Genomic DNA, 26,354 nt, shown 5'->3' on the forward strand with positions numbered 1-26,354 from the left:
ACCGCCCCGCCGCGGCGGCGGGGGCTTGTCGTCCCAGGGATCTTGACTCACGAAGTGCCGGATTTCCGAGTCGAAACAGTGATTTGTGAGTCTACTCACCACTGATCCGTTCGGGTGGAGAGGGCGGATTCGCGCCCGCCGACGGGCCGGGCGCACGCCCTTGTACCAGCGACGAAAGGACGCATTTCGAGTACGCATCGCGCGCCGAACGCAAGTTGAACCATCGCTCACACGGGTGATCGCCTACGCCGAACGAGCGAGGAAAATCGATGGCGGGACCGGGCGTGTCGTGTGGCGCGGTGACCGGTTCGCTCCCGTATCGCGCTCCCGGCGCGCGGAGCGGGTCAGTTCGGCGTCGGTGGCATGGCGACCCGGCCCGCCCGCCGCTCGCCGTCCAGCACCCGCAGGGCACGCGCCAGCGTCGCCGCGTGGATCTGCCGCTCGCCCCGCTCGTGCATCAGGGCCAGCGCGTCGCGCAGCGCCGCCGCCCGGGAGGCCAGGGCCTGCGCGGCCCGCAGGGCGCTGTAGGTGTCGCTGCCGCGTGCCGGGTTGATGCGGCCCACCTGGTCCAGGACCGCCAGGTAGCAGTCGATGAACTCACCCTCGGCGCGGGTCAGTGCGGGCAGGGGCGGGAACTCCGTCGGTTCCATGGGCTGTTCACCTCGCGTCGTGCGGCGGCTGGGAGAGCTTGCGGTCCACGACGCGGTCCACCAGCCCGTGGCCGCGAGCGGCTGCCGCGTCGAGGACGGTGTCGCGCTCGATGTCGGCGGCGACCCGCTCGGCGGTCCGGTCCGTGTGCCGGACCGGCATATCCGTGAACAGCTCGCGGGTGCGGCCCAGTTCGCGTGCGTGGATCTCCAGGTCGGACGGCTGACCCCGTACCGGCTCGGCCGGCGCGGGTTGCTGAATGACTACCCGCGCGCCGGGCAGGGCATGTCGCCGCCCCGGACAGAACGTCTCCACCTCGCACGTCGGATACCGCATCGTGTCGTGGACCGCAGCCATCGCCCCGAACGAGCCGCCGGGGCAGTGCAGGCCGAAGCGGCGCGTACGCCGCGTCAGAAACGTACTGAACGTACAGACCGTACTGAACGTACAGACCGTACTGAACGTACAGAGCAAGGAGAGGGGATTCTCGCTGAGAGCCGCCGTCGAAGAACGCGACCGAGCGCAGAAGTGATCCGCCCGCGCCCGGCGGCAGCCACTGGCCGATCGCGCCGACCGGCTCGGGCAGCAGCCGGGGGGCGCTGGTGACCCCGGAGAAGGAGTTGCCCAGCAGGATCATCAGCAGCGCGCCGAGGCCGAGGAGGCCTTCGCCGACATCCGCGCCGCCTTCGACGGTGCCACGCGCACCACGCCGCCGCCCGCCCCGGACGTGCTGCTCAGCGGGGTGCTCGGGGGCTGTTCGGGGGAGCGGTGCACGGTCTGGAGCGGCGTACGGTCGCCTCGCTCATCGTGCGGGTATGGTCCGAGACCCTCCGGGACGAGCGGCTCGCGGCCCTTCTGGAAGAGGGGTACGCCGGTATACGGCCCACGGCTTCATCGTGCCGGAGGCGCTCCTCGGGGACGTACGGCGTGACGTGCCGGAGAACGGCTTGCGCGGGCCGATGTCCATGGGCCCGCAAAAGGCCAGTTAACGCAACGGAAAAACTTCCGCCCTAACGTGCAATACCTGGTCGCGTGGGCCAGCTACCCCGTTCAACGAACTGTTGAACGGGGATAGGGTCCCGCTGCGCCCGGAGGCCGTACCTGGCGGAAGACGATGAGGTGGAAGCGTGCAACTGACCCCGCACGAGCAGGAACGCCTGCTCGTCCATGTGGCTGCCGATGTGGCCGAGAAGCGCCGGGCACGCGGGCTGAGGCTCAATCACCCCGAGGCCGTCGCCCTGATCACCGCCCATCTGCTGGAAGGCGCCCGCGACGGCCGTACGGTCACCGAGCTCATGGCGTCCGGCCGCAAACTGCTCACCCGGGACGAGGTCATGGAGGGCATCCCCGAGATGCTCCACGACGTCCAGGTCGAGGCCACCTTCCCGGACGGCACCAAGCTCGTCACCGTCCATGACCCGATCGTCTGACGGGGCCGCGCCGATGATTCCCGGAGAGATCCTGTACGGGGACGGGGGCATCGCCCTCAACGAGGGGCGCCCCGTCACCCGCCTCACCGTCCTCAACGCCGCCGACCGCCCCGTCCAGGTCGGCTCCCACTACCACTTCGCCGAGGCCAACCCCGGGCTCGAATTCGACCGGGTGGCCGCCCACGGGCTGCGGCTGCACATCGCGGCCGGTACGGCCGTCCGCTTCGAACCCGGCATCCCCGTCGACGTCGAACTCGTCCCCCTCGCCGGCCGCCGCGTCGTCCCCGGCCTGCGCGGCGAAACCGGAGGTGCGCTCGATGCCTGACCTCAACCGGGCCGTATACGCGGACCTCTTCGGGCCCACCACCGGCGACCGCGTCCGCCTCGCCGACACCGACCTCTTCGTCGAGATCGAGGAGGACCGCTCCGGCGGCCCCGGACACGCCGGCGACGAGGCGGTCTTCGGCGGCGGCAAGGTGATCCGCGAGTCCATGGGCCAGGCCCGCACCACCCGGGCCGAGGGCGCACCCGACACCGTCGTCACCGGCGCGGTCGTGATCGACCACTGGGGCATCGTCAAGGCGGACATCGGCATCCGCGACGGCCGCATCACCGGCATCGGCAAAGCCGGGAACCCGGACACCATGGACGGCGTCCACCCCGACCTGGTGATCGGCCCCGAGACCGAGATCATCGCGGGCAACGGCAAGTTCCTGACGGCGGGAGCGGTCGACGCGCACGTCCACTTCATCTCGCCGACCCTCATCGACCAGGCCCTCGCCAGCGGCATCACCACTCTCGTCGGCGGCGGCACCGGCCCCGCCGAGGGCACCAAGGCCACCACCATCACCCCCGGCCCCTGGCACCTGGCCCGGATGTTCGAGGCACTGGAGACCTTCCCCGTCAACATCGGGCTGCTCGGCAAGGGCAACACCACATCCCGCGACGCCATGTACTCCCAACTGCGCGGCGGAGCACTGGGGTTCAAGATCCACGAGGACTGGGGCGCCACTCCGGCCGCCATCGACGCCTGCCTCACCGTGTGCGAGGAGACCGGCGCCCAGCTCGCCATCCACACCGACACCCTCAACGAGGCAGGGTTCGTCGCCGACACCCTCGCCGCCATCGCCGGGCGCTCCATCCACGCGTACCACACCGAGGGTGCGGGCGGTGGGCACGCGCCCGACATCATCACCGTGGTCTCGGAGCCGTACGTCCTGCCGAGCTCGACCAACCCGACTCGGCCGCACACCGTCAACACCATCGAGGAACACCTCGACATGCTGATGGTCTGCCACCACCTCAACCCGGCCGTCCCCGAGGACCTCGCCTTCGCGGAGTCCCGCATCCGGCCCTCCACCATCGCGGCCGAGGACATCCTGCACGACCTCGGCGCCATCTCGATCATCTCCTCGGACTCCCAGGCGATGGGCCGCATCGGCGAGGTGATCCTGCGGACCTGGCAGACCGCGCACGTCATGAAGAAGCGGCGCGGTGCCCTCCCCGGGGACGGGGCGGCGGACAACCACCGGGTCCGTCGCTATGTCGCCAAATACACCATCAACCCGGCCGTCGCCCAGGGCCTGGACCGGGAGATCGGCTCGGTGGAGACCGGCAAGCTCGCCGACCTCGTGCTCTGGGACCCGGCGTTCTTCGGGGTGAAGCCGCACACCGTCATCAAGGGCGGCCAGATCGCGTACGCGCAGATGGGCGACGCCAACGCCTCCATTCCGACGCCTCAACCGGTCATGCCCCGGCCGATGTTCGGCGCACTGGGCCGGGCCGCCGCACGCGGCTCCTTCAACTTCGTCACGGAAACGGCGATCGAGGACGGGCTGCCCGAACGGCTCGGCCTGGACAAGGAGTTCACACCGATCACCAGCACCCGGGGCGTCACCAAGGCGGACATGCGGGAGAACGACGCGATGCCGCACGTCCACGTCGACCCCGACAGCTTCGCCGTCGCCATCGACGGCGAACGGGTCGAGCCCGCACCGGCGGCGGAACTGCCCATGGCCCAGCGCTACTTCCTCTTCTGAGCCGGGCGGACCACCAGCCATGTCACGCGCAGCCCTGCTCGTCCTCGCCGACGGCCGGTTCCCCGCTGGCGGCCACGCCCACTCCGGTGGTGCCGAACCGGCCGTCACCCAGGGACGCGTCCGCGACGCCGACGACCTCGCCGCCTTCTGCCGGGGCCGCCTGCACACCGCCGGGCTGACCGCCGCCGCCCTCGCGGCGGCGGCCGCCCACGGCCTCGATCCGCTCGCGCTCGACGAGGCCGCCGACGCCCGTACGCCCTCACCCGCCCTGCGGGCCACCGCCCGCAAGCTGGGCCGGCAGCTGATGCGGGCCGCCCGCGCCACCTGGCCGAGCCCGGAGCTCGACGCGCTCGCCCTGGCGCGGCCGCGCGGCGCCCACCAGCCCGTCGTCCTCGGCCTCACCGCCCGGGCGGCGGGGCTGAAGTCCGAGGACGCGGCGTACTGCACGGCGTACGAGACGGTCAGCGGCCCGGCCACCGCCGTGGTCCGGCTGCTCTCCCTCGACCCCTTCCAGGCCACCGCCGTACTCGCCCGGCTCGCCCCCGAACTGGACCGGGTCGCCGCACAGGCCGCCGAGGCCGCCCGGCAGGGCATCGACGCCCTGCCCGCCGCCTCCGCCCCGCTCCTCGACATCACCGCCGAGGCGCACGCCGCCTGGCCGGTCCGCCTCTTCGCGTCCTGACCCTCGAAGCGCCCCTCCCCTCGAACCGACAGGAGCAGCACCATGCACCTCGGCCACACCCACGGCGGCCCCGCCGCCGTCAGCGCCGACGCCACCCGCCCCGACGGCACCCGGCGCGCCCTGCGCATCGGACTCGGCGGCCCCGTCGGCTCCGGCAAGACGGCCACCGTCGCCGCCCTCTGCCGCGAGCTGCGCGACCGGATCTCCATCGCCGTCGTCACCAACGACATCTACACCCGGGAGGACGCCGCCTTCCTCCTCCGCAACGCCGTCCTGCCGCCCGAGCGGATCCAGGCCGTGGAGACGGGCGCCTGCCCGCACACCGCGATCCGCGACGACATCTCCGCCAACCTCGAAGCCGTCGAGGACCTGGAGGACGCGGTGGGCCCGCTCGACCTGATCCTCGTCGAATCCGGCGGCGACAACCTCACCGCCACCTTCTCCAAGGGGCTCGTCGACGCCCAGGTCTTCGTCATCGACGTGGCCGGCGGCGACGACATCCCGCGCAAGGGCGGCCCCGGCGTCACCACCGCCGACCTCCTCGTCATCAACAAGACCGACCTCGCCCCGTACGTCGGCTCCGACCTCCAGCGGATGGCCCGGGACGCCAAGGAGCAGCGCGGTGAACTCCCCGTCCTCTTCACCTCCCTGACCTCCGCCGAGGGCGTCGGGCCGGTCGCCGACTGGGTACGGGCGCAACTCGCCGCCTGGACCGCATGAGCGTCCACGCCACCGCCCGCCTCCGCGCCGAGCCCGACGGCCGGGGCTCCACCGCCCTGCCCGTCCTGGAGAGCGCCGGGCCGCTCGCGCTGCGCCGCACCCGCTCACCGCTCCCCGGACACGCCCGGGTCACCGTCGTCGGCGCCATGAGCGCACCCCTCAACGGCGACCGGCTGGCTCTGGAGGCGGAGGTCGCCGACGGCGCACGCCTCACCGTCGACGCGGCGGCGGCCACCGTCGCGCTGCCGGGCGCGCGGGCGGACGGCGAGCCGTCCACGTACACCGTGAGCCTGAGCGTGGGGGAGGGGGCCACCCTCCGCTGGCTGCCCGAACAGCTCGTCTCCGCCCACGGCAGCGACCTGCGCCAGACGACACGGATCGAACTCGCGCCCACCGCCCGGCTGTTGCTGCGCGAGGAACAGATCCTCGGCCGCCACGGCGAGCCCACCGGCGCCCTCACCACCCGGCTCACCGTCCACCGGGCAGGCCGCCCGCTCCTGGACCAGCAACTGGCCTACGGACCCGGCGCACCCGGCGGCTGGGACGGCCCCGCCGTCCTCGGCGGCCACCGGGCGGTCGGCCAGCTCCTCCTGTGCGACCCGGCCTTCGGGGACGCCCCGCCGCCCGCCCGCCTCCTCGGCCCCACCGCCGCCCTCACCCCGCTCGCGGGACCCGCCGTCCTCGTCACGGCGGTGGCCGCCGACGCCCGTCTGCTGCGCGCGGTCCTGGACGAGGCCCTGCACGGGATGCTGGACGGGCCGGTATCGGATCACGGCGACCGAGTCCGCTGAGCGGACCCTCTTCACCGGTTATGGGTTCGGTAAAGAAACAGGTGTACGCCCTGGCCTCAGGAGCCCCGCAGACGAAAGGATCCCCGGGACGTCCCGATGGACCACGCCGCCACCGGCGGCGCATCGGACGACGATGGGGGAGGTTCCACGTGGGACGCACAGCAGTGCTCGGCGCGGCCGGCGCGCTGATAGCCGGCACGCTCATCGCGGGAGCGGTCACCGCGCCCGCCGCCAGTGCCGACGGCCGCCACCACGACCGGGCGGGCTCCGAGGCACGCGGCGTCCGGATCGCCGCCGAGCGGTCGGCGAAAGCCGGGATCGAGTGGAAGGACTGCCCGCAGGACTGGGGCCTGACCGCCCCCATCCAGTGCGGCTGGGTGACCGTACCGCTCGACTACGCCAGGCCGAACGGCAAGAAGATCAAGCTCGCCGTCGACCGGCACGTCAGCACCGGCACCAAGGGCGAGCGCCAGGGCGCCCTCATCTACAACCCGGGCGGGCCCGGCGGTTCGGGGATGCGCTTCCCCACCCGCGTCACCGCCAAGAACCCGCTCTGGACGAAGACCGCGAAGGCGTACGACTTCGTCGGCTTCGACCCCCGCGGGGTGGGCCGCTCGGCGCCCATCTCCTGTGTCGACCCGCAGGAGTTCGTGAAGGCGCCGAAGGCGGACCCGGTACCCGACAGCGAGGCCGACAAGCGAGCCCAGCGCAAGCTGGCCCGCGAGTACGCCGAGGGGTGCGCCGAGCGCAGCGGCGGCATGCTGCCGCACATGACCACGCCCGACACCGCCCGCGACCTGGACGTCATCCGGGCCGCGCTCGGGGAGAAGAAGCTCAACTTCCTCGGCGTCTCCTACGGCACCTATCTGGGCGCGGTCTACGGCACGCTCTTCCCCACCCACGTCCGGCGCATGGTCGTCGACAGCGTGGTCGACCCGTCGCGGGAGAGCATCTGGTACCGGGCGAACCTGAACCAGGACATCGCCTTCCAGATGCGCTGGGACGACTGGAAGGCGTGGGTCGCACAGCACGACTCCGTCTACGGCATCGGCGACACCCCGCAGAAGGTCGAGCAGGAGTGGCGGAAGCTGCGCGCGGCCGCCAAGAAGGAGCCGATCGGCGGCGTCGTCGGACCCGCCGAACTCATCGGCTTCTTCCAGAGCGCCCCGTACTACGACTCCGCCTGGGCGCCCACCGCCAAGACCTGGAGCGCCTACCGGGCCGGTGACACGCAGGCGCTGATCGACGCAGCCGCCCCGGACATGAGCGACCTCGCGGGCAACGCCGCGTCCGAGAACGGCAACGCCGTCTACACCGCCGTCGAGTGCGCCGACGCCAAGTGGCCCACCAGCTGGCGCACCTGGGACCGGGACAACACCCGGCTGCACCAGAAGTACCCGTTCATGACGTGGGCCAACGCCTGGCTCAACCTGCCCTGCGCCACCTGGCCGACCAAGCAGCACACCCCGCTGGAGGTGAAGACCCGCAAGGGCCTGCCGCCGGTCCTCATCGTGCAGGCCACGCGGGACGCCGCCACTCCGTACGAAGGCGCCGTCGAACTGCACCAGCGGTTCAAGGGCTCCCGCCTCATCACCGAGAAGGGCGCCGGGTCGCACGGCGTCACCGGGCTGGCCAACCCCTGCGTCAACGAGCGGGTGGACACCTACCTGCTCACCGGCGAGACCGACCGGCGCGACGTGACGTGCGCCCCGCACGCCACGCCGAAGCCGTAGCACCGCCGTACGACCCGAGGGCGGGCGGTCCGGACACGGACCGCCCGCCGTGGCGTCCCGCGCCCAGGTCGTACGCCCCCGGCTCAGCCGCGCCGCTGGTCGTACGCCTCCAGCCACGTGTCCTCCGCCGCGTAGTCGAACAGCGCCTCCCCGTAGTTGCGCGCCATCTTCGGGAACGCCTCCCGCCAGTCACGCCCCGCCAGCTCTCCGGCGAGCCACTCGACCGTCTCCGGCAGCGACTCCGCGTACCCCGTCACCGGCCGGTATCCGAGCTCCCGCTCCGCCGCCGTCATGTCGTACACGACGGGATGCGCCCCGCTCCACGGCGTATCGCCCACCTGACCCCCGGGCGGGGGACCGTCGACCAGGACCGTCTCCGTCTCCCGGCCGAGCACCTGGTCGATCGCCGTGCCGATCTCCGCCACCGTGGGCGCCTGCGGATCGGCCGCGTCGAGCACCCGCGCGCCGGGCCGGCGGGCGGCCAGCCGGATCAGTTCGGCCGCGTTCGCCACATGGACCGGGTGGAAGCGGCTCTCGCCGCCGTACGCGAGGACCCGCCGCTCCCGCCCGTCCAGCAGCCGCTTCACGAAGTACAGCTCGCGCGGTGTGCGGCAGTGCGGGCCGTGGACCGCGCCCACCCGCAGCAGGGTCACCGGCAACGCGTCGCCCGCCGCCAGCAGTTCACGCTCCAGCAGCACCTTGCGGGTGCCGTACGTGGTGTCCCCCGGCCCCACCGTGCGCTGGGTCTCCGGCAGCGGCACGGGGTAGCGGGGAAAGCCGTCCGGCTGTCCCTGGGTGTCGAAGCTGCGGCCCCGGTCGTCCTCGTACACCGCGCCGCTGGAGATCACGACCGCTGAACCGACCCGGCCGGCGAGCGCCGTCAGCTGCCGTGCGTGCGCCGCGTCGAAGGCGACCATGTCGACCAGGACGTCACAGCCGTCGCCGAGCGCCTCCTCCAGCGCGCCCTCCTCGTCCCGGTCCAGCGCCGGCGACCGGACCCCGTCACCCCACCGCCCGTCCCGGCCGCCGCCGCGCGAGACGGCGGTCACCTCCCAGCCGTCCCCCGCGAGCGCCCCCACCGCGGCCCGCCCGATCTGTCCTGTCGCTCCCAGCACCCATGCCTGTCCCTCGATCACGGACACGACGCTAGGGCGAGCGGGCCGGCCCGGACCAGCCCGCTCCGCCGATGGCGAATTCGCCCGTCAGCGTCGCAGCTTGGGGAACTTCCTCGCCGGGGCGGCTGCCTGTTCGGCGGCCTTCACCTTCGCCGCGTACTCGTCGACGTACTCCTGACCGGACAGTTCGAGGATGGCGTACATGATCTCGTCCGTCACGGCCCGGATCGCGGCCTTCTGGTTCTCCAGGCCCGCGTAGCGTGAGAAGTCCAGCGGCTCACCGAACCGGATCGCGACCCGCTTGATCTTCGGGAGGGTCTGGCCGGGCGGCTGGATCTCGAACGTGCCGACCATCGCGCACGGGATCACCGGCACCTGTGCGGTGATCGCCATGACCGCCACCCCGACCTTGCCCTTGTAGAGCCGGCCGTCGTGCGAGCGCGTGCCCTCCGGGTAGATCCCCAGCAGCTCGCCCTTGCCCAGCACCCCCAGGCCCTCGCGGATCGCGGCCTGCCCCGCGTCCTTGCCGGACCGGTCCACCGGGATCTGCCCCGCGCTGTGGAAGAACGCGGCGGTGAGCCTGCCCTTGATCCCCGGGCCGGTGAAGTACTCGGCCTTGGCCAGAAAGGTGATGCGCCGCTTGATGATGGCGGGCATGAGGAAGTGGTCGGAGAAGGAGAGGTGGTTCCCGGCGACGATCGCCGCGCCTTCCTCCGGGATGTTCTCCACCCCTTCGATACGAGGGCGGAAGAGCACCCGCAGCAGGGGCCCCAGCACGACATATTTCAGGATGTAATAAAACACCTTGTGGGTGCACCTCGCTCTGCCGGGTCGGCGTCAGGGCTGCGTACCACCAGGCCGTCGGGGGAGGGGATCGGTCCAGATCCCCGGTGCCGCCCGACGACGGTGGTGGACCGGTCACCCGGCTCGTACCCCTTCGCGGAACCGGCAGGCCCCCGATGCACCCGCACGGGCGGTCAGGTGTCCCGGGTGGCCAGCATGCCGAGGGTACACAGCCCCAGCACCACCCAGCCGAACCAGAGCCAGCCACTGCTGCCCAGCGCAACCGTGTACGCCGTCACCATGACCAGCGCCCCGACCGTCAGGTATCCCATGGTCTTCGTCGATCCGGACATGCGCGTACCCTCCTCGTCGGCCGCGCGGCCGTTCACCCCATGGTCACCCCGATGACGCCCCCGGCGCTACTGTCGCGCCTGCAATGACGCGAGATAGGCGTTGTACGCCTCCAGCTCCTTGTCGCCGTCGCGGTCGGCGGCCCGGTCCGAGCGCTTGGCCGTGCGCTGCTCGGAGCGGTGCCACTGGTAGACCAGCGCGATCAGCACCAGCACCGAGGGGATCTCGCTGAACGCCCACGCGATGCCGCCCGCCCAGTTCTGGTCGCTGAGCGCGTCGATGCCCAGCGACGCGGGCGGGTTCTCGTACGTCTGCACCATCGGCGTGCTCGCCATCATCAGCGCGATCCCGAAGAACGCGTGGAACGGCATCCCGGCGAACAGCTCCAGCATCCGCATCACATAGCCGGGCCGGTGCGGGCCCGGGTCGACGCCCATGATCGGCCAGAAGAAGACCAGGCCGACGGCGAGGAAGTGCACCATCATCCCGATATGGCCGGGCCTGGAGCTCATCAGGAAGTCGAAGACCGGCGTGAAGTACAGCGCGTACAGGCTGGCGATGAAGAGCGGGATGGTGAACGCCGGGTGCGTGATGATCTTCATGTACCGGCTGTGCAGCAGCTTCAGGAGCAGCTCGCGCGGCCCGGTCCGCCCCCGCCCGGCGGGCGGCAGCGCGCGCAGCGCCAGCGTCACCGGGGCGCCCAGCAGCAGCAGGATCGGCGACAGCATGCTGATCACCATGTGCTGCACCATGTGCACGCTGAACATGACCATGCCGTAGTCGTTCAGCTTGGTGCACATCACCAGCGCGATGCTGAGCACGCCCACGACGAAGAAGACGATCCGGTTGACCGGCCAGCCGTCCCCGCGCCGCCGCAGCCGCACCACGCCGTACCCGTACAGGGCGAGCGCCAGGAGGCAGCCGGTCAGGAAGAACGGGTCGGCGGAGAGCTCCAGCCCCCGTCCCAGCGTGAACGGCGGCAGATCCATGTTCATGCCGTGCCCGCTGTGATCCATCTGTTCACTCCCGATGGGGACACGTCCCCGTTTCGTGCCGGTTGTCCGGTACAGCGTAGAACTGCCCCCGGTCGCGGTCGCGGCCGGGGGCAGTTCTCAGGGACCGGAGGTCAGAGCACGCACTCCGCTTCGGCGTACCGTTCGGCCGGGACCGTCTTCAGGGTCTCGACCGCCGCCGCCAGCGGGACCATGATTATGTCGGTGCCGCGCAGCGCGGTCAGCATCCCGAACTCGCCCCGGTGCGCCGCCTCCACCGCGTGCCAGCCGAACCGGGTCGCCAGGACCCGGTCGTACGCGGTCGGGGTGCCGCCGCGCTGGACGTGGCCGAGGATGACCGGGCGGGCCTCCTTGCCGAGCCGCTGCTCCAGCTCCCCGGAGAGCTGCGTGGCCACCCCGGCGAACCGCTCGTGGCCGTAGATGTCCTTGACGCCCTGCTCGAACTGCATGGAGCCCTCGCGCGGCTTGGCGCCCTCGGCGACCACCACGATGGCGAACTTCTTGCCCGCCGAGAAGCGCTTGCCGACCAGCTCGGTCAGCTCGTCGATGTCGAAGGGGCGCTCGGGCACCACGATGGCGTGGGCGCCGGCCGCCATCCCGGAGTGCAGGGCGATCCAGCCGGTGTGACGGCCCATGACCTCGACGATCAGCACCCGCTGGTGCGACTCGGCGGTGGTCTTCAGCCGGTCCAGCGCCTCGGTGGCGACACCGACGGCGGTGTCGAAGCCGAAGGTGACGTCGGTGGAGGCGATGTCGTTGTCGATGGTCTTGGGAACGCCGACGATGGGCAGCCCGGCCTCGGAGAGCAGGTTGGCCGCCTTCAGCGTGCCCTCGCCGCCGATCGGGATGATGGCGTCCAGGCCGAGGTCGGCGACGTGGCCGCGGGCCCGCTCGATACCGTCACGCAGGTGCGCGGGCTGGACCCGGGAGGAGCCGAGGATCGTGCCGCCGCGGGCCAGGATGCCGCCCACCGCGTCGAGGTCGAGCTTGCGGTAGTCGCACTCCAGCAGGCCCTTCCACCCGTCGTGGAAGCCGATGACCTCGTCACCGTGGTCCACCACCGCGCGGTGCACGACGGAGCGGATGACGGCGTTGAGGCCGGGGCAGTCGCCGCCGGAGGTGAGTACGCCAATGCGCATGGCCCGGAAACCTTTGCAACGTTGAGTCGACGACCGGACCACGCCGTCCGGTTGGATCCCCGCCACCCTACCGGCGCAGGGTGGCGGGACCGAACCGGACGTCCGCCTGCTGGACTCCGCTCAACCGAGCGGAGAACCCCTCAGGCGGGCTGCGTCGCGGAGGCGATCCGCTCGGCGCGCAGCGCCTCGTACCAGCGGTCGTCCGTGGGCGGCAGCGCGTTCACATCGAGGGCCAGTTTCAGCAGGTGATCGGCGATCTGCGGGTTACGGGCCATCACCGGGCCGTGCATGTACGTCCCGAAGACCGTGTCGTTGTACGCGCCCTCCGTGCCGTCCCCCGTGCCGTTGCCCCGGCCGAACCGCACCCGGGCGAACGGCCGTGCCGTCGGGCCGAGATGGGTGACGCCCTGGTGGTTCTCGAACCCGGTCAACGCTTCCAGCCCGAGGTGCGGGTCGATGTCCGCCAGTACGTCGCCGACGCACCGGGCACCCTCGCCGCGGGTCGAGACCACGTCCAGCAGGCCGAGACCCTGCTCGCGCTCACCGAGGTCGTTGATGAACTCGTGGCCGAGGATCTGGTAGCCCGCGCAGACCGAGAAGATGATCGCGCCGTTGGAGGCGGCCCGGCTCAGCCCGCCGTCGCGGCGCAGCCGCTCCGCCGCGAGGCGCTGGGGCCGGTCCTCGCCGCCGCCGATCAGATAGATGTCGCCGGACGTCGGCACCGGCTGGTCGCTGCGCACGTCGACGCGCTGCACGTCCAGACCGCGCTGCCGGGCCCGCCGCTCCACGACCAGGGCGTTGCCCTGGTCGCCGTAGGTGCTGAGCAGGTCGGGGTAGACCCAGACCAGACGCAGACCGTTGTTGCTCATGCTTCGTCCTCTCCGGAGGTGGCCGGGGCCGGGGTCAGTTGCCGACACGACGGCGCAGATCCTGGAAGGCGGTGTAGTTGGCGATGACCTCGATGCGGCCGGGCGGGGCGTACTGCACGGCCTCGTCGAGGTTCTCGCAGACCCGGAAGTCGAGACCGGCCACTTCGAGGCGGACCGCGAGGTCCAGCTTGCGGTCGCCGAGCACGAAGATCGGGTGACCGGCCAGCTGGGTGTAGTCGACGTCCCAGAGCCAGGAGGTGTCCGTGCCGTCCGCGCCGCGGGCGTTGACGGAGAGGATCACCGGCGTCGGCGGCGGGTCGATCAGCGAGAACGTCTCCAGCCAGCCGGCCGGGTTCTTCGCCAGCAGCAGGCGCAGCTCCCGGTTCTGGAAGGTGACGACGTCGTACCGTCCGGCCACCGCCTGCACCTGGTACATGCGCTCCAGCGCGACCTGCGGCGGCACGCCGAAGACGGCGGCGACGGCGGCCGAGCTGGTGGCGTTCGCCTTGTTCGCGCGGCCGGGCAGCTGGAGGTGGATCGGCCAGGCCGAACCGTGCGGGTCCAGGACGTAGTCGCCGTTGAGCGCCCAGCTCGGGGCGGGACGGCGGAAGCCACACTGCCCGCAGAACCAGTCGTCGCCGGGGCGCTGCATCACCCCGCCGCAGGACGGGCAGGACCAGGCGTCGTCCTTCCACGCCTGACCGGCCGCCACCCACACCACGTTGGGGGAGGAGGAGGCCGCCCAGACGACCAGCGGGTCGTCCGCGTTGGCGATGATCACGGCCTTGGAGCCGGAGAGGCCCTCGCGCCAGTGCTCGGCCATCATCCGGGTCTCGGCCGCGCGGTCCAGCTGGTCGCGGGAGAGATTGAGCAGGGCGATCGCCTTGGGGGTGGTGTCGCGGGCGACACCGGCGAGGTACTTCTCGTCGACCTCGATCACGCCGAACTTCGCGTCCGAGCCGCCGGCCAGGGCCGAGGTGATGCCCGCGGGCATGTTCGCGCCGAGCGCGTTGGACACCACGGGCCCGGCGGCCCGCAGCGCCTCGGCGATCAGCCGGGTGGTCGTCGTCTTGCCGTTCGTCGCCGACACGAGGATCACGTCCAGGTGCTGCGCCAGCCGCCCCAGCAGGTCGGGGTCGAGTTTGAGCGCCACCCGGCCGCCGATCACCGATCCGCTGCCCCGCCCCGCGGCGCGTGACACCGCCGCCGCGGCCTTGCCCGCCGTCACGGCCAGTTTGGCCCGCGGCGACAACGGCTCCGTGTTGCCTGCCATCGTCCTAGATCCTCCTTGCATCGGTCCGCGCCCAGCCTATCGATGTCCGGTGCGACGACCGCACCACGGCACCACGGGAACTCCCAGGCAGTGCCGGAACGTACGCTTGCCCTCATGCGAAACCGCCCGATCCCCGGCAGTTCCGGACTCGTCCGTGAGATGAGTCTGCTCGGCGACCCGTTGCTCCACCGTGCCTGTGCGGACGTCACGGATTTCGGGCCGTCGCTCACGAGGCTGGTCGAGGACATGTTCGCCACGATGTACGCCGCGCAGGGTGTCGGGCTCGCCGCCAACCAGATCGGCGTCCCGCTGAAAGTGTTCGTCTACGACTGTCCGGACGACGACGACGTGCGTCATCTGGGACACGTCGTCAACCCCGAACTGGTCGAGGCGGACGGACTCACCGTACGCGGACCGGAGGGCTGTCTGTCACTTCCGGGTCTGGAAGCGGGCACGGAACGCTTCGACCACGCGGTGGTCGAGGGGCTGACGATGACGGGTGAGCCGGTGCGGATCGCGGGCACGGGGTGGTTCGCCCGGTGCCTCCAGCACGAGTGCGACCACCTGGAGGGCAGGGTCTACACCGACCGGCTGACCGGGCTGCGGCGGTCCCGCGCGCTGCGCGCGGCGCGCCGGGCGCCCTGGGCCCGCAGGGACGGGGTCTAGGGGCTGTCCCGCCCCGGAGGCCGCGGTCGCCTAGAACCCCGGGCCCGCCCCGGAGGCCGCGGTCGCCCTAGAGCCCCGGCCCGCCCCGCACGTCGCGGTCGCCCTAGAACCCCGGCCCGCCCCGCACGTCGCGGTCGCCCGCCTCGGCCAGCCGTCCCCACAGCAGGTCGGCCAGGCTGCGCACCAGCCGCTCGCGGGAGCAGGGCCGGTCGGCGAGCCACCAGTCGCCCGCCGCGTGCATCATGCCGACGATGCCGTGGCCCCAGATGCGGGCCGTCTGCTCGCCCTCCGGTCCCAGGTCCACCCGCTCGACGATCACCTGGCCCAGCTCCTCGCCGAGCCGGCGCAGCAGCGGGGCGGAGTGGCGGCCGACGTCGAAGCCCTGCTCGGGAGGGAGCGCCGCCTCCGCGGAGGCGGCGGGGTCGGCCGCCCCGTCGGCGGGATGCATCAGGAAGCGGTAGACCTGGGGGCGGGCCTCGATCGCGGCGAGATAGGTGTCCAGCGTGGCCTCGACCCGGGCGCGGCGCTCGGCGGGAGCGTCCAGGGCCGCGCGCAGGGCGCTGAGGAGGGCGTCGGTGTGGCGTTCGGCCAGGGCGCGGTAGAGCCCGCCCTTGTCCCCGAAGTGACGGTAGAGGATGGGCTTGGTGATCCCGGCCTCGGCGGCGATCGCGTTCATCGACGCCTGCGGGCCGTCCCTGAGCACCACCCGGTCCGCTGCCTCAAGCAGTTCGCGGCGCCGGGCCTCGGCCGCCGTCCGCTGTCGCTCGGCGCCGCGCGTGGTCTCCATGTCGTCTCTCCCGCCCCTGGCCGTGCGACTTCTTCACGTCTGCTTCTTCGCGCCTGCGCAACGTAACACCCCGCCCGGCGCCCTTGTCGATCAGCTCCGGGGCGGTTGACAGCGGCTACTGTCCGGTAACACACTGCTGTTACCGCAAGTAACGCATGCTTTTCACGGCCGTGCATGGAGGGGAACATGACCGAGTTCACGCTCGATCTCAACGACGACCAGAAGCAGGTCCGTGACTGGCTTCACAGATTCGCGGCGGATGTCATCCGCCCCGCGGCCTCGGAGTGGGACGAGCGTGAGGAAACGCCCTGGCCCGTCATCCAGGAGGCGGCCAAGGTCGGCATCTACTCCCTCGATTTCTACGCCCAGCAGTTCTTCGACCCTACGGGGCTCGGCATCCCCATGGCCATGGAAGAGCTCTTCTGGGGTGACGCGGGCATCGCGCTCTCCATCGTCGGTACGGGCCTGGCGGCCGTCGGCGTCCTCGCCAACGGCACCGAGGAGCAGATCGGCACCTGGATCCCGCAGATGTACGGCGACGCGAACGACGTGAAGGTCGCCGCCTTCTGCTCCTCCGAGCCCGACGCCGGATCCGACGTCGCCGCGATGCGCACGCGCGCCGTCTACGACGAGGCCAAGGACGAGTGGGTCCTGAACGGGACCAAGACATGGGCGACCAACGGGGGCATAGCAGGCGTCCACGTGGTGGTCGCCGTCGTCGACGCCGGCCTCGGCTCCAAGGGCCACGCCTCCTTCATCGTGCCGCCGGCCACCCCCGGCCTCTCCCAGGGCCAGAAGTTCAAGAAGCACGGCATCCGCGCCTCGCACACCGCCGAGGTGGTCCTGGAGGACGTCCGCGTCCCCGGCCACTGCCTGCTCGGCGGCAAGGAGAAGCTCGACGAACGCCTCGCCCGCGCCCGGGAGCGCGCCAAGTCCGGCGGCGAGCGCGTCAAGAACGCGGCGATGGCCACCTTCGAGGCCTCCCGCCCGGCCGTCGGCGCCATGGCCGTGGGCACCGCCCGTGCCGCGTACGAGGTGGCCCTCGACTACGCGAAGACCCGCAGCCAGTTCGGCCGCCCGATCATCGACAACCAGGGCATCGCCTTCCAGCTCGCCGACATGCGCACCCGGATCGACGCGGCCCGCCTGCTGGTGTGGCGCGCCTCCTGGATGGCCACCACCGGGAAGCCGTTCACCTCGGCCGAGGGCTCCATGTCCAAGCTCTACGCCAGCGAGACCGCCAAGAGCGTCACCGCGCAGGCGATCCAGATCCTCGGCGGCAACGGCTTCACCCGGGAGTACCCGGTCGAGCGGATGCACCGGGACGCCGCGATCTACACCATCTTCGAGGGCACCAGCGAGATCCAGCGCCTGGTGATCGCCCGGACCCTGTCGGGCATGCCGATCCGCTAGCGGGCACGCGGAAGGGGGACCGTCCAGGACGGTCCCCCTTCCGTGCTGCCCGCGGTCAGCCCGGCAGCTGCGCCTCGATCGCGGTCACGACCTCCGTCGACTCCGGCTCGCTGCGCGGCCGGATCCGGGCCACCGGCTCACCGGCCGGCGAGATCACGAACTTCTCGAAGTTCCACTGGACGTCCCCGGCCTCCCCGTCCGCGTCCGCCAGCTTCGTCAGCTCCGCGTACAGCGGGTGCCGGCCGGCCCCGTTGACGTCGAGCTTCTCCAGCAGCGGGAAGGTCACGCCGTACGTGGTCGAGCAGAAGGTCTCGATCTCCTCCGCGCTGCCCGGCTCCTGCCCGGCGAACTGGTTGCAGGGCACACCGAGCACGGTCAGCCCCCGGTCCCCGTACGTCTGCTGCAGCCGCTCCAGGCCCTCGTACTGCGGGGTGAGCCCGCACTTGGACGCCACGTTCACCAGCAGGACGGCCCGGCCGCTCCAGGCGCCCAGGGTGGTCGGCTCGCCGGTGAGGGTGTGCAGCGGAATGTCGTGCAGCGTCATGAAGCTCTCCCTGATCATCGCGTGCGTGGTGCCCATTGTGCCGCCCGCCGCTCACGGAGCGGAGGCGAGCTCCTTGTAGTAGAAGGTGCTCGGCTTGAGGCTGCCCGCCGGGTCGGCCGCGTATCCCGGCACGGTGCCGATCTCCGTCCAGCCCGCCTTGCAGTAGACCTGCTCGGCCAGGCTGCCGCTCTCGGTGTCCAGGATCAGCAGCGTGATGCCCTGGACCTCCGCGTACGCCTCCACGGCGTTCAGCAGGGCCCGCCCGAGCCCCTGGCCGCGGGCGGAGGGACGGACCATCAGCTTGGCGACCTCCGCGCGGTGGCTAGCGTTCGGCAGGGGCGCGCGGATCAGGGCGATGGTCCCGGCGACCCGGCCGCCCTCCCGGGCGATCCAGACGGAGACCTCGCCGGACTCCAGGGCCCCCGCGCGCTCCCGCCACCAGACGGTGGCCTTCGCCCGGTCCAGCGGGGCCAGGAAGCCCACCGAGGAGCCCTCCTCGACGGTCTCCACCAGCAGCTCGGCCATCTCATCGGCGTACGTGACCAGCTCGGGGGCGCTCACGTGGACGATCTCGGTCATGGGTACGGGGGTCCTTTCAAGCGGAACGGTCGCGGTGCGAACGTCGGGCGCACCGGTCAGGGCCCGATACGGCTCCCGATGAGGAAGGATCTTCCCTGTGCAGTCTCCCGAACTTTTCCCCGAACCGCTGCCCGCAGTCGACTGCGAGGTGCGTTCCGGTGACGCGGTCGAACGCCCGGAGCATTCCGGTGACGCTCCGGCCCGCCGCCTGATCCGCTGCCGCCTCTGCGGCCGCCCCCTCACCGGTGCCGGCTCCCGCCGCACCGGGCTGGGGCCGTCCTGCGACGCCAAGCTGCACCCGGCGCCGCCGGACATCCGCACCCGCCGCCACGAGGTCGAGCAGGACCCGCTGCCCGGCACATGAGCCGGGGCGGGCCCCCGCCCCTACTTCTCCAGCCGCCGGAACAGCCCCTCCTGCACCACCGACACCAGCAGCTGCCCCGCACGGTCGTAGATCCGGCCGCGTGCCAGACCGCGCCCACCCGTCGCGATCGGCGACTCCTGGTCGTACAGGAACCACTCGTCCGCCCGGAACGGCCGGTGGAACCACATCGCGTGGTCCAGCGAGGCCATGTCGAAGCCGCGCGGGCCCCACAGCGGCTCCACGGGGATGCGCACCGCGTCCAGGAGCGTCATGTCGCTCGCGTACGTCAGCGCGCAGGTGTGCACCAGCGGGTCGTCGCCCAGCGGGCCCACCGCGCGCATCCACACCGCGCTGCGCGGATCGGCGTCCTTGATCTCCTCGCTCGTCCAGCGCAGCCGGTCCGCGTAACGGATGTCGAAGGGCTGGCGGCGGGCCATCCGCTCCAGCGCCTCCGGCAGTGCGCCCAGGTGCTCGCGCACCTCCTCGGCGACCGTCGGCAGCTCCTCCGGGTCCGGGACGATCCGGGCCGGCGGCAGCTGGTGCTCGAAGCCGGCCTCCTCGGGGCGGTGGAAGGAGGCCGTCAGGTTGAAGATCGTCCGGCCCTCCTGGACGGCCGTGACCCGGCGGGTGGTGAAGGACCGGCCGTCCCGCACCCGCTCCACCTGGTAGACGATCGGCACCCCGGGGCGGCCCGGCCGCAGGAAGTAGGCGTGCAGCGAGTGCACCGGACGCTCCCCGTCGGTGGTGCGCCCGGCCGCCACCAGCGCCTGGCCCGCGACCTGCCCGCCGAAGACCCGTTGCAGGGACTCCTCCGGGCTGCGGCCGCGGAAGATGTTGACCTCGATCCGCTCCAGGTCGAGAAGGTCGACCAGGCGCTCGGCCGGATTCATCATGCCGTACCTCTCCGCTCACACATCAGGGTGCCCCTCACAGCTGGCCGGCCCCGGTGACCCGGACGACCGCCCGGCCCTCCTCGTCGGACGCGGCCAGGTCCACCTCGGCCTTGATGCCCCAGTCGTGATCGCCCGCCGGGTCGGCGAACGCCTGCCACACCCGCCACAGCCCGTGCGCCGGGTCCTCGTCGATCTTCAGCAGCTTGGGACCGCGCGCGTCCGGGCCGGTGCCGATCTCCTCGTGCGCGTCCCAGTACGCGTCCAGCGCCTCGCCCCACGCGTCCTCGTCAAACCCGGAGTCGCCGTCCAGCTCGCCCAGGTCGCGCACCCGGTCCAGCGCGGCCAGCTCCACCCGCCGGAACATCGCGTTGCGCACCAGCACCCGGAAGGCGCGCGGGTTCGCCGTGACCGGCTTGACCTCGTCCGCCCGCTCCTGCGCCTGCTCGGCCGTCTCCACCTCCGGGTTGGCCAGCTGCTCCCACTCGTCCAGCAGACTGGAGTCCACCTGGCGCACCATCTCCCCGAGCCAGGAGATCAGATCCTCCAGGTCCTCCGACTTCAGGTCGTCCGGGATCGTGTGCTCCAGCGCCTTGTACGCGCTCGCCAGATACCGCAGCACGATGCCCTCGGTCCGGGCCAGCTCGTAGTGCGAGGTGAACTCCGTGAAGGTCATCGCGCGCTCGAACATGTCCCGGATCACCGACTTCGGCGACACCGGGTGGTCGTTCACCCACGGGTGGCTCTTGCGGTACACGTCGTAGGCGTGCCACAGCAGCTCGCTCAGCGGCTTGGGGTACGTGACCTCCTGGAGCCGCTCCATCCGCTCCTCGTACTCGACTCCGTCCGCCTTCATCTGCCCCACGGCCTCACCGCGCGCCTTGTTCTGCTGGGCGGCCAGGATCTGCCGGGGATCGTCCAGCGTCGACTCGACGACCGAGACCATGTCCAGCGCGTACGACGGGGATTCCGCGTCCAGCAGGTCGAACGCGGCCAGCGCGAAGGTGGACAGCGGCTGGTTCAGCGCGAAGTCCTGCTGGAGATCGACCGTCAGCCGTACGATCCGCCCCTCGGCGTCCGGCGTGTCCAGCTGCTCCACCACCCCGCCGTCCAGCAGCGAGCGGTAGATGGCGATGGCCCGGCGGATGTGCCGCAGCTGCGCCCGGCGCGGCTCGTGGTTGTCCTCCAGCAGGTGCCGCATCGCCTGGAAGGCGTTGCCGGGCCGGGCGATCACCGCGAGCAGCATCGTGTGCGTGACCCGGAAGCGGGAGCTCAGCGGCTCCGGCTCGGACTGGATCAGCTTGTCGAACGTGGTCTCCGACCAGGCGACGAACCCCTCGGGGGCCTTCTTGCGGACCACCTTGCGCTTCTTCTTCGGGTCGTCGCCCGCCTTCTTGACGGCCTTCTCGTTCTCGATGACGTGCTCGGGGGCCTGCGCCACCACGAACCCGGCCGTGTCGAACCCGGCCCGCCCCGCCCGCCCCGCGATCTGGTGGAACTCCCGCGCCCGCAGGGTCCGCACCCGGGTGCCGTCGTACTTGGTGAGCGCCGTGAACAGCACCGTACGGATGGGGACGTTGACACCGACGCCGAGCGTGTCCGTCCCGCAGATCACCTTCAGCAGACCCGCCTGGGCCAGCTTCTCCACCAGGCGGCGGTACTTCGGCAGCATCCCCGCGTGGTGCACCCCGATGCCGTGGCGCACGTACCGGGAGAGGTTCTGGCCGAACTTGGTGGTGAAGCGGAAGCTGCCGATCAGATCGGCGATCTTCTCCTTCTCCTCCTTCGTGCACATGTTGATGCTCATCAGCGACTGCGCCCGCTCGACGGCCGCCGCCTGCGTGAAGTGCACGATGTAGACCGGCGACTGCCGGGTGTCCAGCAGCTCGGTCAGCGTCTCGGTGATCGGCGTGAAGCGGTACTTGTAACTCAGCGGCACCGGACGGGTCGCCGAGCGCACCACCGAGGTGGGGCGGCCGGTGCGCCGGGTCAGGTCCTTCTCGAACATCGCGACGTCACCGAGCGTCGCCGACATCAGCACGAACTGCGCCTGCGGCAGCTCCAGCAGCGGGATCTGCCACGCCCAGCCGCGGTCCGGCTCGGCGTAGAAGTGGAACTCGTCCATCACGACCTGGCCGATGTCGGCGTACTTCCCGTCGCGCAGCGCGATGGAGGCCAGCACCTCGGCGGTGCAGCAGATCACCGGGGCGTCCGCGTTGACCGAGGCGTCACCGGTGAGCATGCCGACGTTCTCGGTGCCGAAGAGCTTGCACAGGTCGAAGAACTTCTCCGAGACCAGCGCCTTGATCGGGGCGGTGTAGAAGGTGACCTTGTCCTGAGCCAGCGCAGTGAAGTGCGCGGCGGCCGCCACCAGGCTCTTCCCGGAGCCGGTCGGGGTGGAAAGGATCACGTTCGCCCCGGAGACCACCTCGATCAGCGCCTCCTCCTGAGCCGGGTACAGCGTGATGCCCTGGCTCTCGGTCCATGAGGAGAAGGCCTCGAAGAGGGCGTCCGGGTCGGCGGTCTGGGGCAGCTGGTCGATGAGGGTCACGCCCCCATCTTGCCTGTCTTCCGCCCGGATGAGGGAACCGGCGGACGGCAGGAAGATCATGGACGATACGCTGCGCACTCAACCAGCCCGCACCGCACCGGTGATGGGCGTGCGACGCACTGGGGGCGGAACAGCACATGATGGGACCGGCGCACTCCCTGTCAGGGGCAGCGGCCTGGCTGGGGGTGGGGGCGGCAGCCGCCGCGGCGGGCCACCCGATGCCCTGGCCGGTCCTCGTCGTCGGGGCGCTGATCTGCGCGGGAGCCGCCCTCGCCCCCGACCTCGACCACAAGTCGGCGACCATCTCGCGCGCCTTCGGCCCCGTCTCCAAAGGGCTGTGCGAGATCACCGACAAGCTCTCGTACGCCGTCTACAAGGCCACCAAGTCCGCCGCCGACCCCCGCCGCACCGGCGGCCACCGCACCCTCACCCACACCTGGCTCTTCGCCGTCCTGATCGGCGGCGGCTGCTCCCTCGCCGCGGTCGAAGGCGGCCGCTGGGCGGTCCTGGCGATCCTCTTCGTCCACCTGGTGCTCGCGGTCGAGGGCCTGCTCTGGCGGGCCGCCCGGGTCTCCAGCGACGTCCTGGTCTGGGCGCTCGGCGCCACCAGCGCCTGGATCCTCGCGGGCGTCCTGGACCAGCCCGGCAACGGCGCCGACTGGCTCTTCGACGCCCCGGGCCAGGAGTACCTCTGGCTCGGCCTGCCCATCGTGCTCGGCGCCCTGGTCCACGACATCGGGGACGCGCTCACCGTCTCGGGCTGCCCGATCCTGTGGCCCATCCCCATCGGCCGCAAGCGCTGGTACCCGCTCGGCCCTCCGAGGTTCATGCGGTTCCGGGCCGGCAGCTGGGTGGAGATCAAGGTGCTGATGCCCGCGTTCATGGTGCTCGGGGGAGTGGGCGGGGCGGCCGCGCTCAACTACATATGACCCACCTGCCGTGTTGCGTGCGGCCGGTCAGCCCCGGCCCGTAGCACCATGGCCACATGCTGCTCGCCGAGCTCGCCCAGGTCTCCCTGGAGGTCGCCGCCACCTCCGCCCGCTCCCGGAAGGTGGCGCTCCTCGCCACGCTCTTCCGGGACGCCGGACCCGACGACGTCCCCGTGGTCATCCCGTACCTCGCCGGACGGCTGCCCCAGGGCCGTATCGGTGTGGGCTGGCGGAGCCTGGGAGACCCGGTGGAACCCGCCGCCGTGCCCACCCTCACCGTCACCGGCGTCGACGCCGAGCTGACCGCGCTGGCCGCCGTTTCCGGTACCGGCTCCCAGGCCCTGCGCCGCGAGCGCCTGCGCGCCCTGTTCGCCGCGGCCACCGCCGACGAGCAGCACTTTCTGCGGGCCCTGCTCACCGGCGAGGTCCGCCAGGGGGCCCTGGACGCCGTCGCCGCCGACGCGCTGGCCCGGGCCGCCGAAGCCCCGCCCGCCGACGTCCGCCGGGCCGTGATGCTCGCCGGATCGCTCCAGGAGGTGGCCCGGGCGCTCCTCGCGGAGGGCCCCGAAGCGCTCGCCGCCTTCCGCCTCACCGTGGGCCGGCCCGTCCAGCCGATGCTGGCCCACACCGCCGCCTCGGTCACCGAGGCCGTCGACAAGCTCGGGCCCTGCGCCGTGGAGGAGAAGCTCGACGGCATCCGGGTCCAGGTGCACCGGGACGGTGACCGGGTCCGCGCCTACACCCGGACCCTGGACGACATCACCGACCGGCTGCCCGAACTGGTGGCCGCCGTGTCCGCGCTGGAGACCGGGCGCTTCATCCTGGACGGCGAGGTGATCGCGCTCGGGAAGGACGGCAGGCCGCGCCCCTTCCAGGAGACCGCCGCCCGGGTGGGCTCACGGCGTGACGTGGCCGCCGCTGCCGCCGGCGTACCGGTCGTCCCCGTCTTCTTCGACGCCCTGTCGGCCGACGGCGAGGACCTGCTCGACCTCCCCTTCGCCGAGCGCCACGCGGCCCTGGCCCGCCTGGTCCCCGAGCACCTGCGCGTCCGGCGCACCCTGGTGCCCGACCCCGAGGACGCCGACGCGCGCCGGGCCGCCGAGGCGTTCCTCGCCGAGACCCTGGATCGCGGCCACGAGGGGGTCGTCGTCAAGGACCTGGCCGCCGCCTACAGCGCCGGCCGCCGGGGTGCGTCCTGGCTGAAGGTCAAGCCGGTGCACACCCTGGACCTGGTGGTGCTGGCCGCCGAATGGGGCAGCGGCCGGCGCACCGGCAAGCTCTCCAACCTCCACCTGGGCGCGCGCGGCCCCGACGGCACGTTCGTGATGCTCGGCAAGACCTTCAAGGGGCTCACCGACGCGCTGCTGGAGTGGCAGACCGGGAGACTGCGGGAGCTGGCGACCGGCGAGGACGGACACGTCGTGACCGTACGCCCGGAGCTCGTCGTGGAGATCGCCTACGACGGACTCCAGCGCTCCATCCGCTACCCGGCGGGCGTCACCCTCCGGTTCGCCCGCGTCCTGCGCTACCGCGAGGACAAGACGGCGCGGGAGGCGGACACGGTGGAGACGGTCCTGGCACAGCGGCGGTGAGCGCGCCCCCGCCGTGCGGGGGCGCGCTCACCCGGTCTCCGTGCCGCATGTTCAGTGCTTGATGACCGTCGACTCCGTGTGCTCCTTGATCTGCTCCGGCGTCAGATAGGCGTCCGTGTACTCGAAGTCCCGCAGCGTCGCCTGCTTGCGCGCCTGGAACCCGGTGCGTACGAAGTCGTCGCCGGCGACCGCGTTGAGCATCCAGTTCGTCAGGACCCGGGTCTTCGCGACGTTCGTCCGCAGCGCCGACCAGTGGTAGCCGCGGGCCACGGCCTGCGCGGGCAGTCCGTGCAGCTCGACGCCCAGCGGCTTGGACACGGCGTCCTTGCCACCGAGGTCCACGACGAGTCCCAGGTCCTTGTGGACGTAGTCCTTGAGCGGCTGACGGCGCAGGGAGGCGATCAGGTTGTCCGCGGCCACCTTGCCCTGGCGCATCGCGTGCTGCGCGGTCGGCGGGCAGACCGCCCCGTCGCCCTTCGCCAGGTCCGGCACCGCCGCCGCGTCACCCAGCGAGAACACCCCGTCCGCGCCCGGCAGCTTCAGCTCCGGCGTCACGGCGAGCCTGCCGCGTACGGTCTCCGCGCCGAGCGTGGCGATCAGCGGACTGGCCACCACCCCCGCGGTCCAGATCAGGGTCCGGCAGGGCAGCACCCGGCCGTCGGTGAACGTCACTTCCTCCGGCCCGGCCTTGGCGATGGAGACCCCGAGCGACACCTCGATGTTCCGCTTGCGGAGAATCTCCAGGGCGGCCTGCCCCAGCTTGTCGCCCAGCTCCGGCATCAGTTTGGGCGCGATGTCGATCAGGTGCCACTTGATCAGCCTCGGGTCCAGCCGTGGGTAGTGCTTGACGGCGTTGGTGGTGAGGCGTTGCAGGCAAGCGGCCGTCTCCGTGCCGGCGTAACCGCCGCCGACCACGACGAACTGGAGCCGGGAGGCCCGTTCCGCCTCGTCCTGGCTGGCATCGGCCAGATCGAGCTGGGCGATGACGTGGTCGCGTACGTACGCCGCCTCGGCCAGCGTCTTCATCCCGCGCGCGTGTTCCACCAGTCCGGGGATGTCGAACGTCCGGGTCACGCTGCCCGCGGCCAGCACGATGTAGTCGTACGGCTCGTTGACGACCTCATCCGTGATCTTCCGGATGACGCAGACCTTGGCCTGCGTATCCACGCCGATCGCTCCGCCGGGGATGATGCGGGTGCGGTGGCGGCGGCTGCGGCGCAGGGAGACCGCGACCGACTGGGGGGTGAGCACGCCGGAGGCCACCTGGGGCAGCAGCGGCAGGTAGAGCTGATAGGAGAACGGCGTGACGAGCGCGATCTCGGCCTCGCCCGGAGCGAGTTTGCGCTCCAGCCGTTGTACACATTCGACACCTGCGAAGCCGGCGCCGACGACGAGAATCCTGGGTGGTGCCACGGGCTGCGTCCCTTCTCGGGCTTGCGTGGTTCTGCCCTCG

The 26,354-nt window shown here is 71.8% G+C and carries 26 protein-coding genes and 2 pseudogenes; 12 read left to right on the plus strand and 16 right to left on the minus strand.

Translation table 11 applies throughout. The features are described 5' to 3' along the window. Positions 1-344: 344 nt before the first annotated feature. The 3 genes and pseudogenes from ACIQAK_RS20155 to ACIQAK_RS20165 form a co-directional block, all read right to left on the minus strand. Positions 345-650, minus strand: a complete 306-nt coding sequence (locus ACIQAK_RS20155) for a hypothetical protein (RefSeq protein WP_366390262.1) — start codon at positions 648-650, stop codon at positions 345-347. Between the two features lie 7 nt (positions 651-657). Next, positions 658-1,035: pseudogene (locus ACIQAK_RS20160) on the minus strand (ATP-dependent Clp protease proteolytic subunit); the annotation flags it as partial. Positions 1,036-1,096: 61 nt separating this feature from the next. Further along, positions 1,097-1,306, minus strand: a pseudogene (locus tag ACIQAK_RS20165) (ABC transporter permease); the annotation flags it as partial. Positions 1,307-1,775: 469 nt separating this feature from the next. Here ACIQAK_RS20165 and ACIQAK_RS20170 point away from each other — a divergent pair. From ACIQAK_RS20170 to ACIQAK_RS20200, 7 genes are all read left to right on the plus strand, one after another. After that, positions 1,776-2,078, plus strand: a complete 303-nt coding sequence (locus tag ACIQAK_RS20170) for an urease subunit gamma (protein ID WP_366390261.1) — start codon at positions 1,776-1,778, stop codon at positions 2,076-2,078. Between the two features lie 13 nt (positions 2,079-2,091). Beyond that, the gene (locus ACIQAK_RS20175) at positions 2,092-2,403 is read left to right on the plus strand and encodes an urease subunit beta (protein WP_366390260.1); all 312 of its coding nucleotides are present in this window, start codon (positions 2,092-2,094) and stop codon (positions 2,401-2,403) included. After that, positions 2,396-4,117 (plus strand): urease subunit alpha, encoded by a 1,722-nt coding sequence (locus ACIQAK_RS20180; RefSeq protein WP_366390259.1) that lies wholly within the window; start codon positions 2,396-2,398, stop codon positions 4,115-4,117. The genes ACIQAK_RS20175 and ACIQAK_RS20180 overlap by 8 nt, the downstream gene beginning before the upstream one ends. Positions 4,118-4,136: 19 nt before the next feature. Then, positions 4,137-4,799: an urease accessory UreF family protein gene (locus ACIQAK_RS20185; protein ID WP_366390258.1), complete on the plus strand. Its 663-nt coding sequence runs from the start codon at positions 4,137-4,139 to the stop codon at positions 4,797-4,799. Between the two features lie 42 nt (positions 4,800-4,841). Continuing rightward, on the plus strand, positions 4,842-5,519 hold the full coding sequence (gene ureG / locus ACIQAK_RS20190; RefSeq protein ID WP_366390257.1) for an urease accessory protein UreG: 678 nt from the start codon (positions 4,842-4,844) through the stop codon (positions 5,517-5,519). Beyond that, a complete protein-coding gene (locus ACIQAK_RS20195; protein WP_366390256.1) occupies positions 5,516-6,310 on the plus strand; it encodes an urease accessory protein UreD in 795 nt (264 codons plus the stop codon). Before ureG ends, ACIQAK_RS20195 begins: the two co-directional genes overlap by 4 nt. 149 nt (positions 6,311-6,459) lie before the next feature. After that, on the plus strand, positions 6,460-8,043 hold the full coding sequence (locus ACIQAK_RS20200) for an alpha/beta hydrolase (RefSeq protein ID WP_366390255.1): 1,584 nt from the start codon (positions 6,460-6,462) through the stop codon (positions 8,041-8,043). Positions 8,044-8,126: 83 nt separating this feature from the next. Here the strand turns inward: ACIQAK_RS20200 and ACIQAK_RS20205 are convergent, their stop codons facing one another. From ACIQAK_RS20205 to ACIQAK_RS20235, 7 genes are all read right to left on the minus strand, one after another. Beyond that, positions 8,127-9,158: an NAD-dependent epimerase/dehydratase family protein gene (locus ACIQAK_RS20205; RefSeq protein WP_366390368.1), complete on the minus strand. Its 1,032-nt coding sequence runs from the start codon at positions 9,156-9,158 to the stop codon at positions 8,127-8,129. A gap of 87 nt (positions 9,159-9,245) precedes the next feature. After that, complete coding sequence (locus tag ACIQAK_RS20210) at positions 9,246-9,962, minus strand: lysophospholipid acyltransferase family protein (RefSeq protein WP_366390254.1); 717 nt, start codon at positions 9,960-9,962, stop codon at positions 9,246-9,248. A gap of 173 nt (positions 9,963-10,135) precedes the next feature. Beyond that, positions 10,136-10,294 carry a hypothetical protein gene (locus ACIQAK_RS20215; protein ID WP_366390253.1) on the minus strand — a complete coding sequence of 53 codons (159 nt, stop codon included), beginning with the start codon at positions 10,292-10,294 and terminating at the stop codon, positions 10,136-10,138. Positions 10,295-10,360: 66 nt separating this feature from the next. Further along, positions 10,361-11,308: a cytochrome c oxidase assembly protein gene (locus tag ACIQAK_RS20220; RefSeq protein ID WP_366390252.1), complete on the minus strand. Its 948-nt coding sequence runs from the start codon at positions 11,306-11,308 to the stop codon at positions 10,361-10,363. Between the two features lie 110 nt (positions 11,309-11,418). Beyond that, the gene (locus tag ACIQAK_RS20225; RefSeq protein ID WP_366390251.1) at positions 11,419-12,444 is read right to left on the minus strand and encodes a 6-phosphofructokinase; all 1,026 of its coding nucleotides are present in this window, start codon (positions 12,442-12,444) and stop codon (positions 11,419-11,421) included. A 140-nt stretch (positions 12,445-12,584) separates the two neighbouring features. Continuing rightward, on the minus strand, positions 12,585-13,313 hold the full coding sequence (locus ACIQAK_RS20230) for a type 1 glutamine amidotransferase (protein ID WP_030567487.1): 729 nt from the start codon (positions 13,311-13,313) through the stop codon (positions 12,585-12,587). A gap of 34 nt (positions 13,314-13,347) precedes the next feature. Beyond that, on the minus strand, positions 13,348-14,586 hold the full coding sequence (locus ACIQAK_RS20235) for a MurT ligase domain-containing protein (RefSeq protein WP_010062348.1): 1,239 nt from the start codon (positions 14,584-14,586) through the stop codon (positions 13,348-13,350). A 114-nt stretch (positions 14,587-14,700) separates the two neighbouring features. On the opposite strand from ACIQAK_RS20235, the gene def reads away from it, so the two are divergent. Next, positions 14,701-15,252 (plus strand): peptide deformylase, encoded by a 552-nt coding sequence (gene def / locus ACIQAK_RS20240; RefSeq protein WP_366390250.1) that lies wholly within the window; start codon positions 14,701-14,703, stop codon positions 15,250-15,252. 103 nt (positions 15,253-15,355) lie between these two features. Here the strand turns inward: def and ACIQAK_RS20245 are convergent, their stop codons facing one another. Further along, positions 15,356-16,039, minus strand: a complete 684-nt coding sequence (locus ACIQAK_RS20245; RefSeq protein ID WP_366390249.1) for a TetR family transcriptional regulator — start codon at positions 16,037-16,039, stop codon at positions 15,356-15,358. 186 nt (positions 16,040-16,225) lie between these two features. Here ACIQAK_RS20245 and ACIQAK_RS20250 point away from each other — a divergent pair, with 186 nt between their 5' ends. Further along, entirely contained in the window at positions 16,226-17,452 is a 1,227-nt protein-coding gene (locus tag ACIQAK_RS20250; protein WP_366390248.1) for an acyl-CoA dehydrogenase family protein, read from the plus strand. 55 nt (positions 17,453-17,507) lie between these two features. Here the strand turns inward: ACIQAK_RS20250 and ACIQAK_RS20255 are convergent, their stop codons facing one another. Beyond that, positions 17,508-17,996 carry a glutathione peroxidase gene (locus tag ACIQAK_RS20255; RefSeq protein ID WP_366390247.1) on the minus strand — a complete coding sequence of 163 codons (489 nt, stop codon included), beginning with the start codon at positions 17,994-17,996 and terminating at the stop codon, positions 17,508-17,510. Between the two features lie 51 nt (positions 17,997-18,047). Beyond that, the gene (locus ACIQAK_RS20260; RefSeq protein WP_366390246.1) at positions 18,048-18,575 is read right to left on the minus strand and encodes a GNAT family N-acetyltransferase; all 528 of its coding nucleotides are present in this window, start codon (positions 18,573-18,575) and stop codon (positions 18,048-18,050) included. Between the two features lie 97 nt (positions 18,576-18,672). Here ACIQAK_RS20260 and ACIQAK_RS20265 point away from each other — a divergent pair, with 97 nt between their 5' ends. Continuing rightward, on the plus strand, positions 18,673-18,939 hold the full coding sequence (locus ACIQAK_RS20265) for a DUF6011 domain-containing protein (protein WP_401369520.1): 267 nt from the start codon (positions 18,673-18,675) through the stop codon (positions 18,937-18,939). Between the two features lie 20 nt (positions 18,940-18,959). On the opposite strand, the gene ACIQAK_RS20270 is transcribed toward ACIQAK_RS20265, so the two are convergent. Further along, a complete protein-coding gene (locus tag ACIQAK_RS20270; protein WP_366390245.1) occupies positions 18,960-19,832 on the minus strand; it encodes an acyl-CoA thioesterase II in 873 nt (290 codons plus the stop codon). Positions 19,833-19,866: 34 nt separating this feature from the next. Next, positions 19,867-22,440: a DUF3516 domain-containing protein gene (locus ACIQAK_RS20275; RefSeq protein ID WP_366390244.1), complete on the minus strand. Its 2,574-nt coding sequence runs from the start codon at positions 22,438-22,440 to the stop codon at positions 19,867-19,869. A gap of 77 nt (positions 22,441-22,517) precedes the next feature. Here ACIQAK_RS20275 and ACIQAK_RS20280 point away from each other — a divergent pair, with 77 nt between their 5' ends. Both ACIQAK_RS20280 and ACIQAK_RS20285 read left to right on the plus strand, forming a co-directional pair. Then, positions 22,518-23,309 carry a metal-dependent hydrolase gene (locus ACIQAK_RS20280; protein ID WP_366390243.1) on the plus strand — a complete coding sequence of 264 codons (792 nt, stop codon included), beginning with the start codon at positions 22,518-22,520 and terminating at the stop codon, positions 23,307-23,309. A 56-nt stretch (positions 23,310-23,365) separates the two neighbouring features. Beyond that, the gene (locus ACIQAK_RS20285) at positions 23,366-24,901 is read left to right on the plus strand and encodes an ATP-dependent DNA ligase (protein ID WP_366390242.1); all 1,536 of its coding nucleotides are present in this window, start codon (positions 23,366-23,368) and stop codon (positions 24,899-24,901) included. Between the two features lie 51 nt (positions 24,902-24,952). Here the strand turns inward: ACIQAK_RS20285 and ACIQAK_RS20290 are convergent, their stop codons facing one another. After that, on the minus strand, positions 24,953-26,314 hold the full coding sequence (locus ACIQAK_RS20290; RefSeq protein WP_366390241.1) for an FAD-dependent oxidoreductase: 1,362 nt from the start codon (positions 26,312-26,314) through the stop codon (positions 24,953-24,955). Positions 26,315-26,354: the final 40 nt, after the last annotated feature.

Source organism: Streptomyces sp. NPDC088706 (assembly GCF_044752765.1).
Classification (GTDB): domain Bacteria; phylum Actinomycetota; class Actinomycetes; order Streptomycetales; family Streptomycetaceae; genus Streptomyces.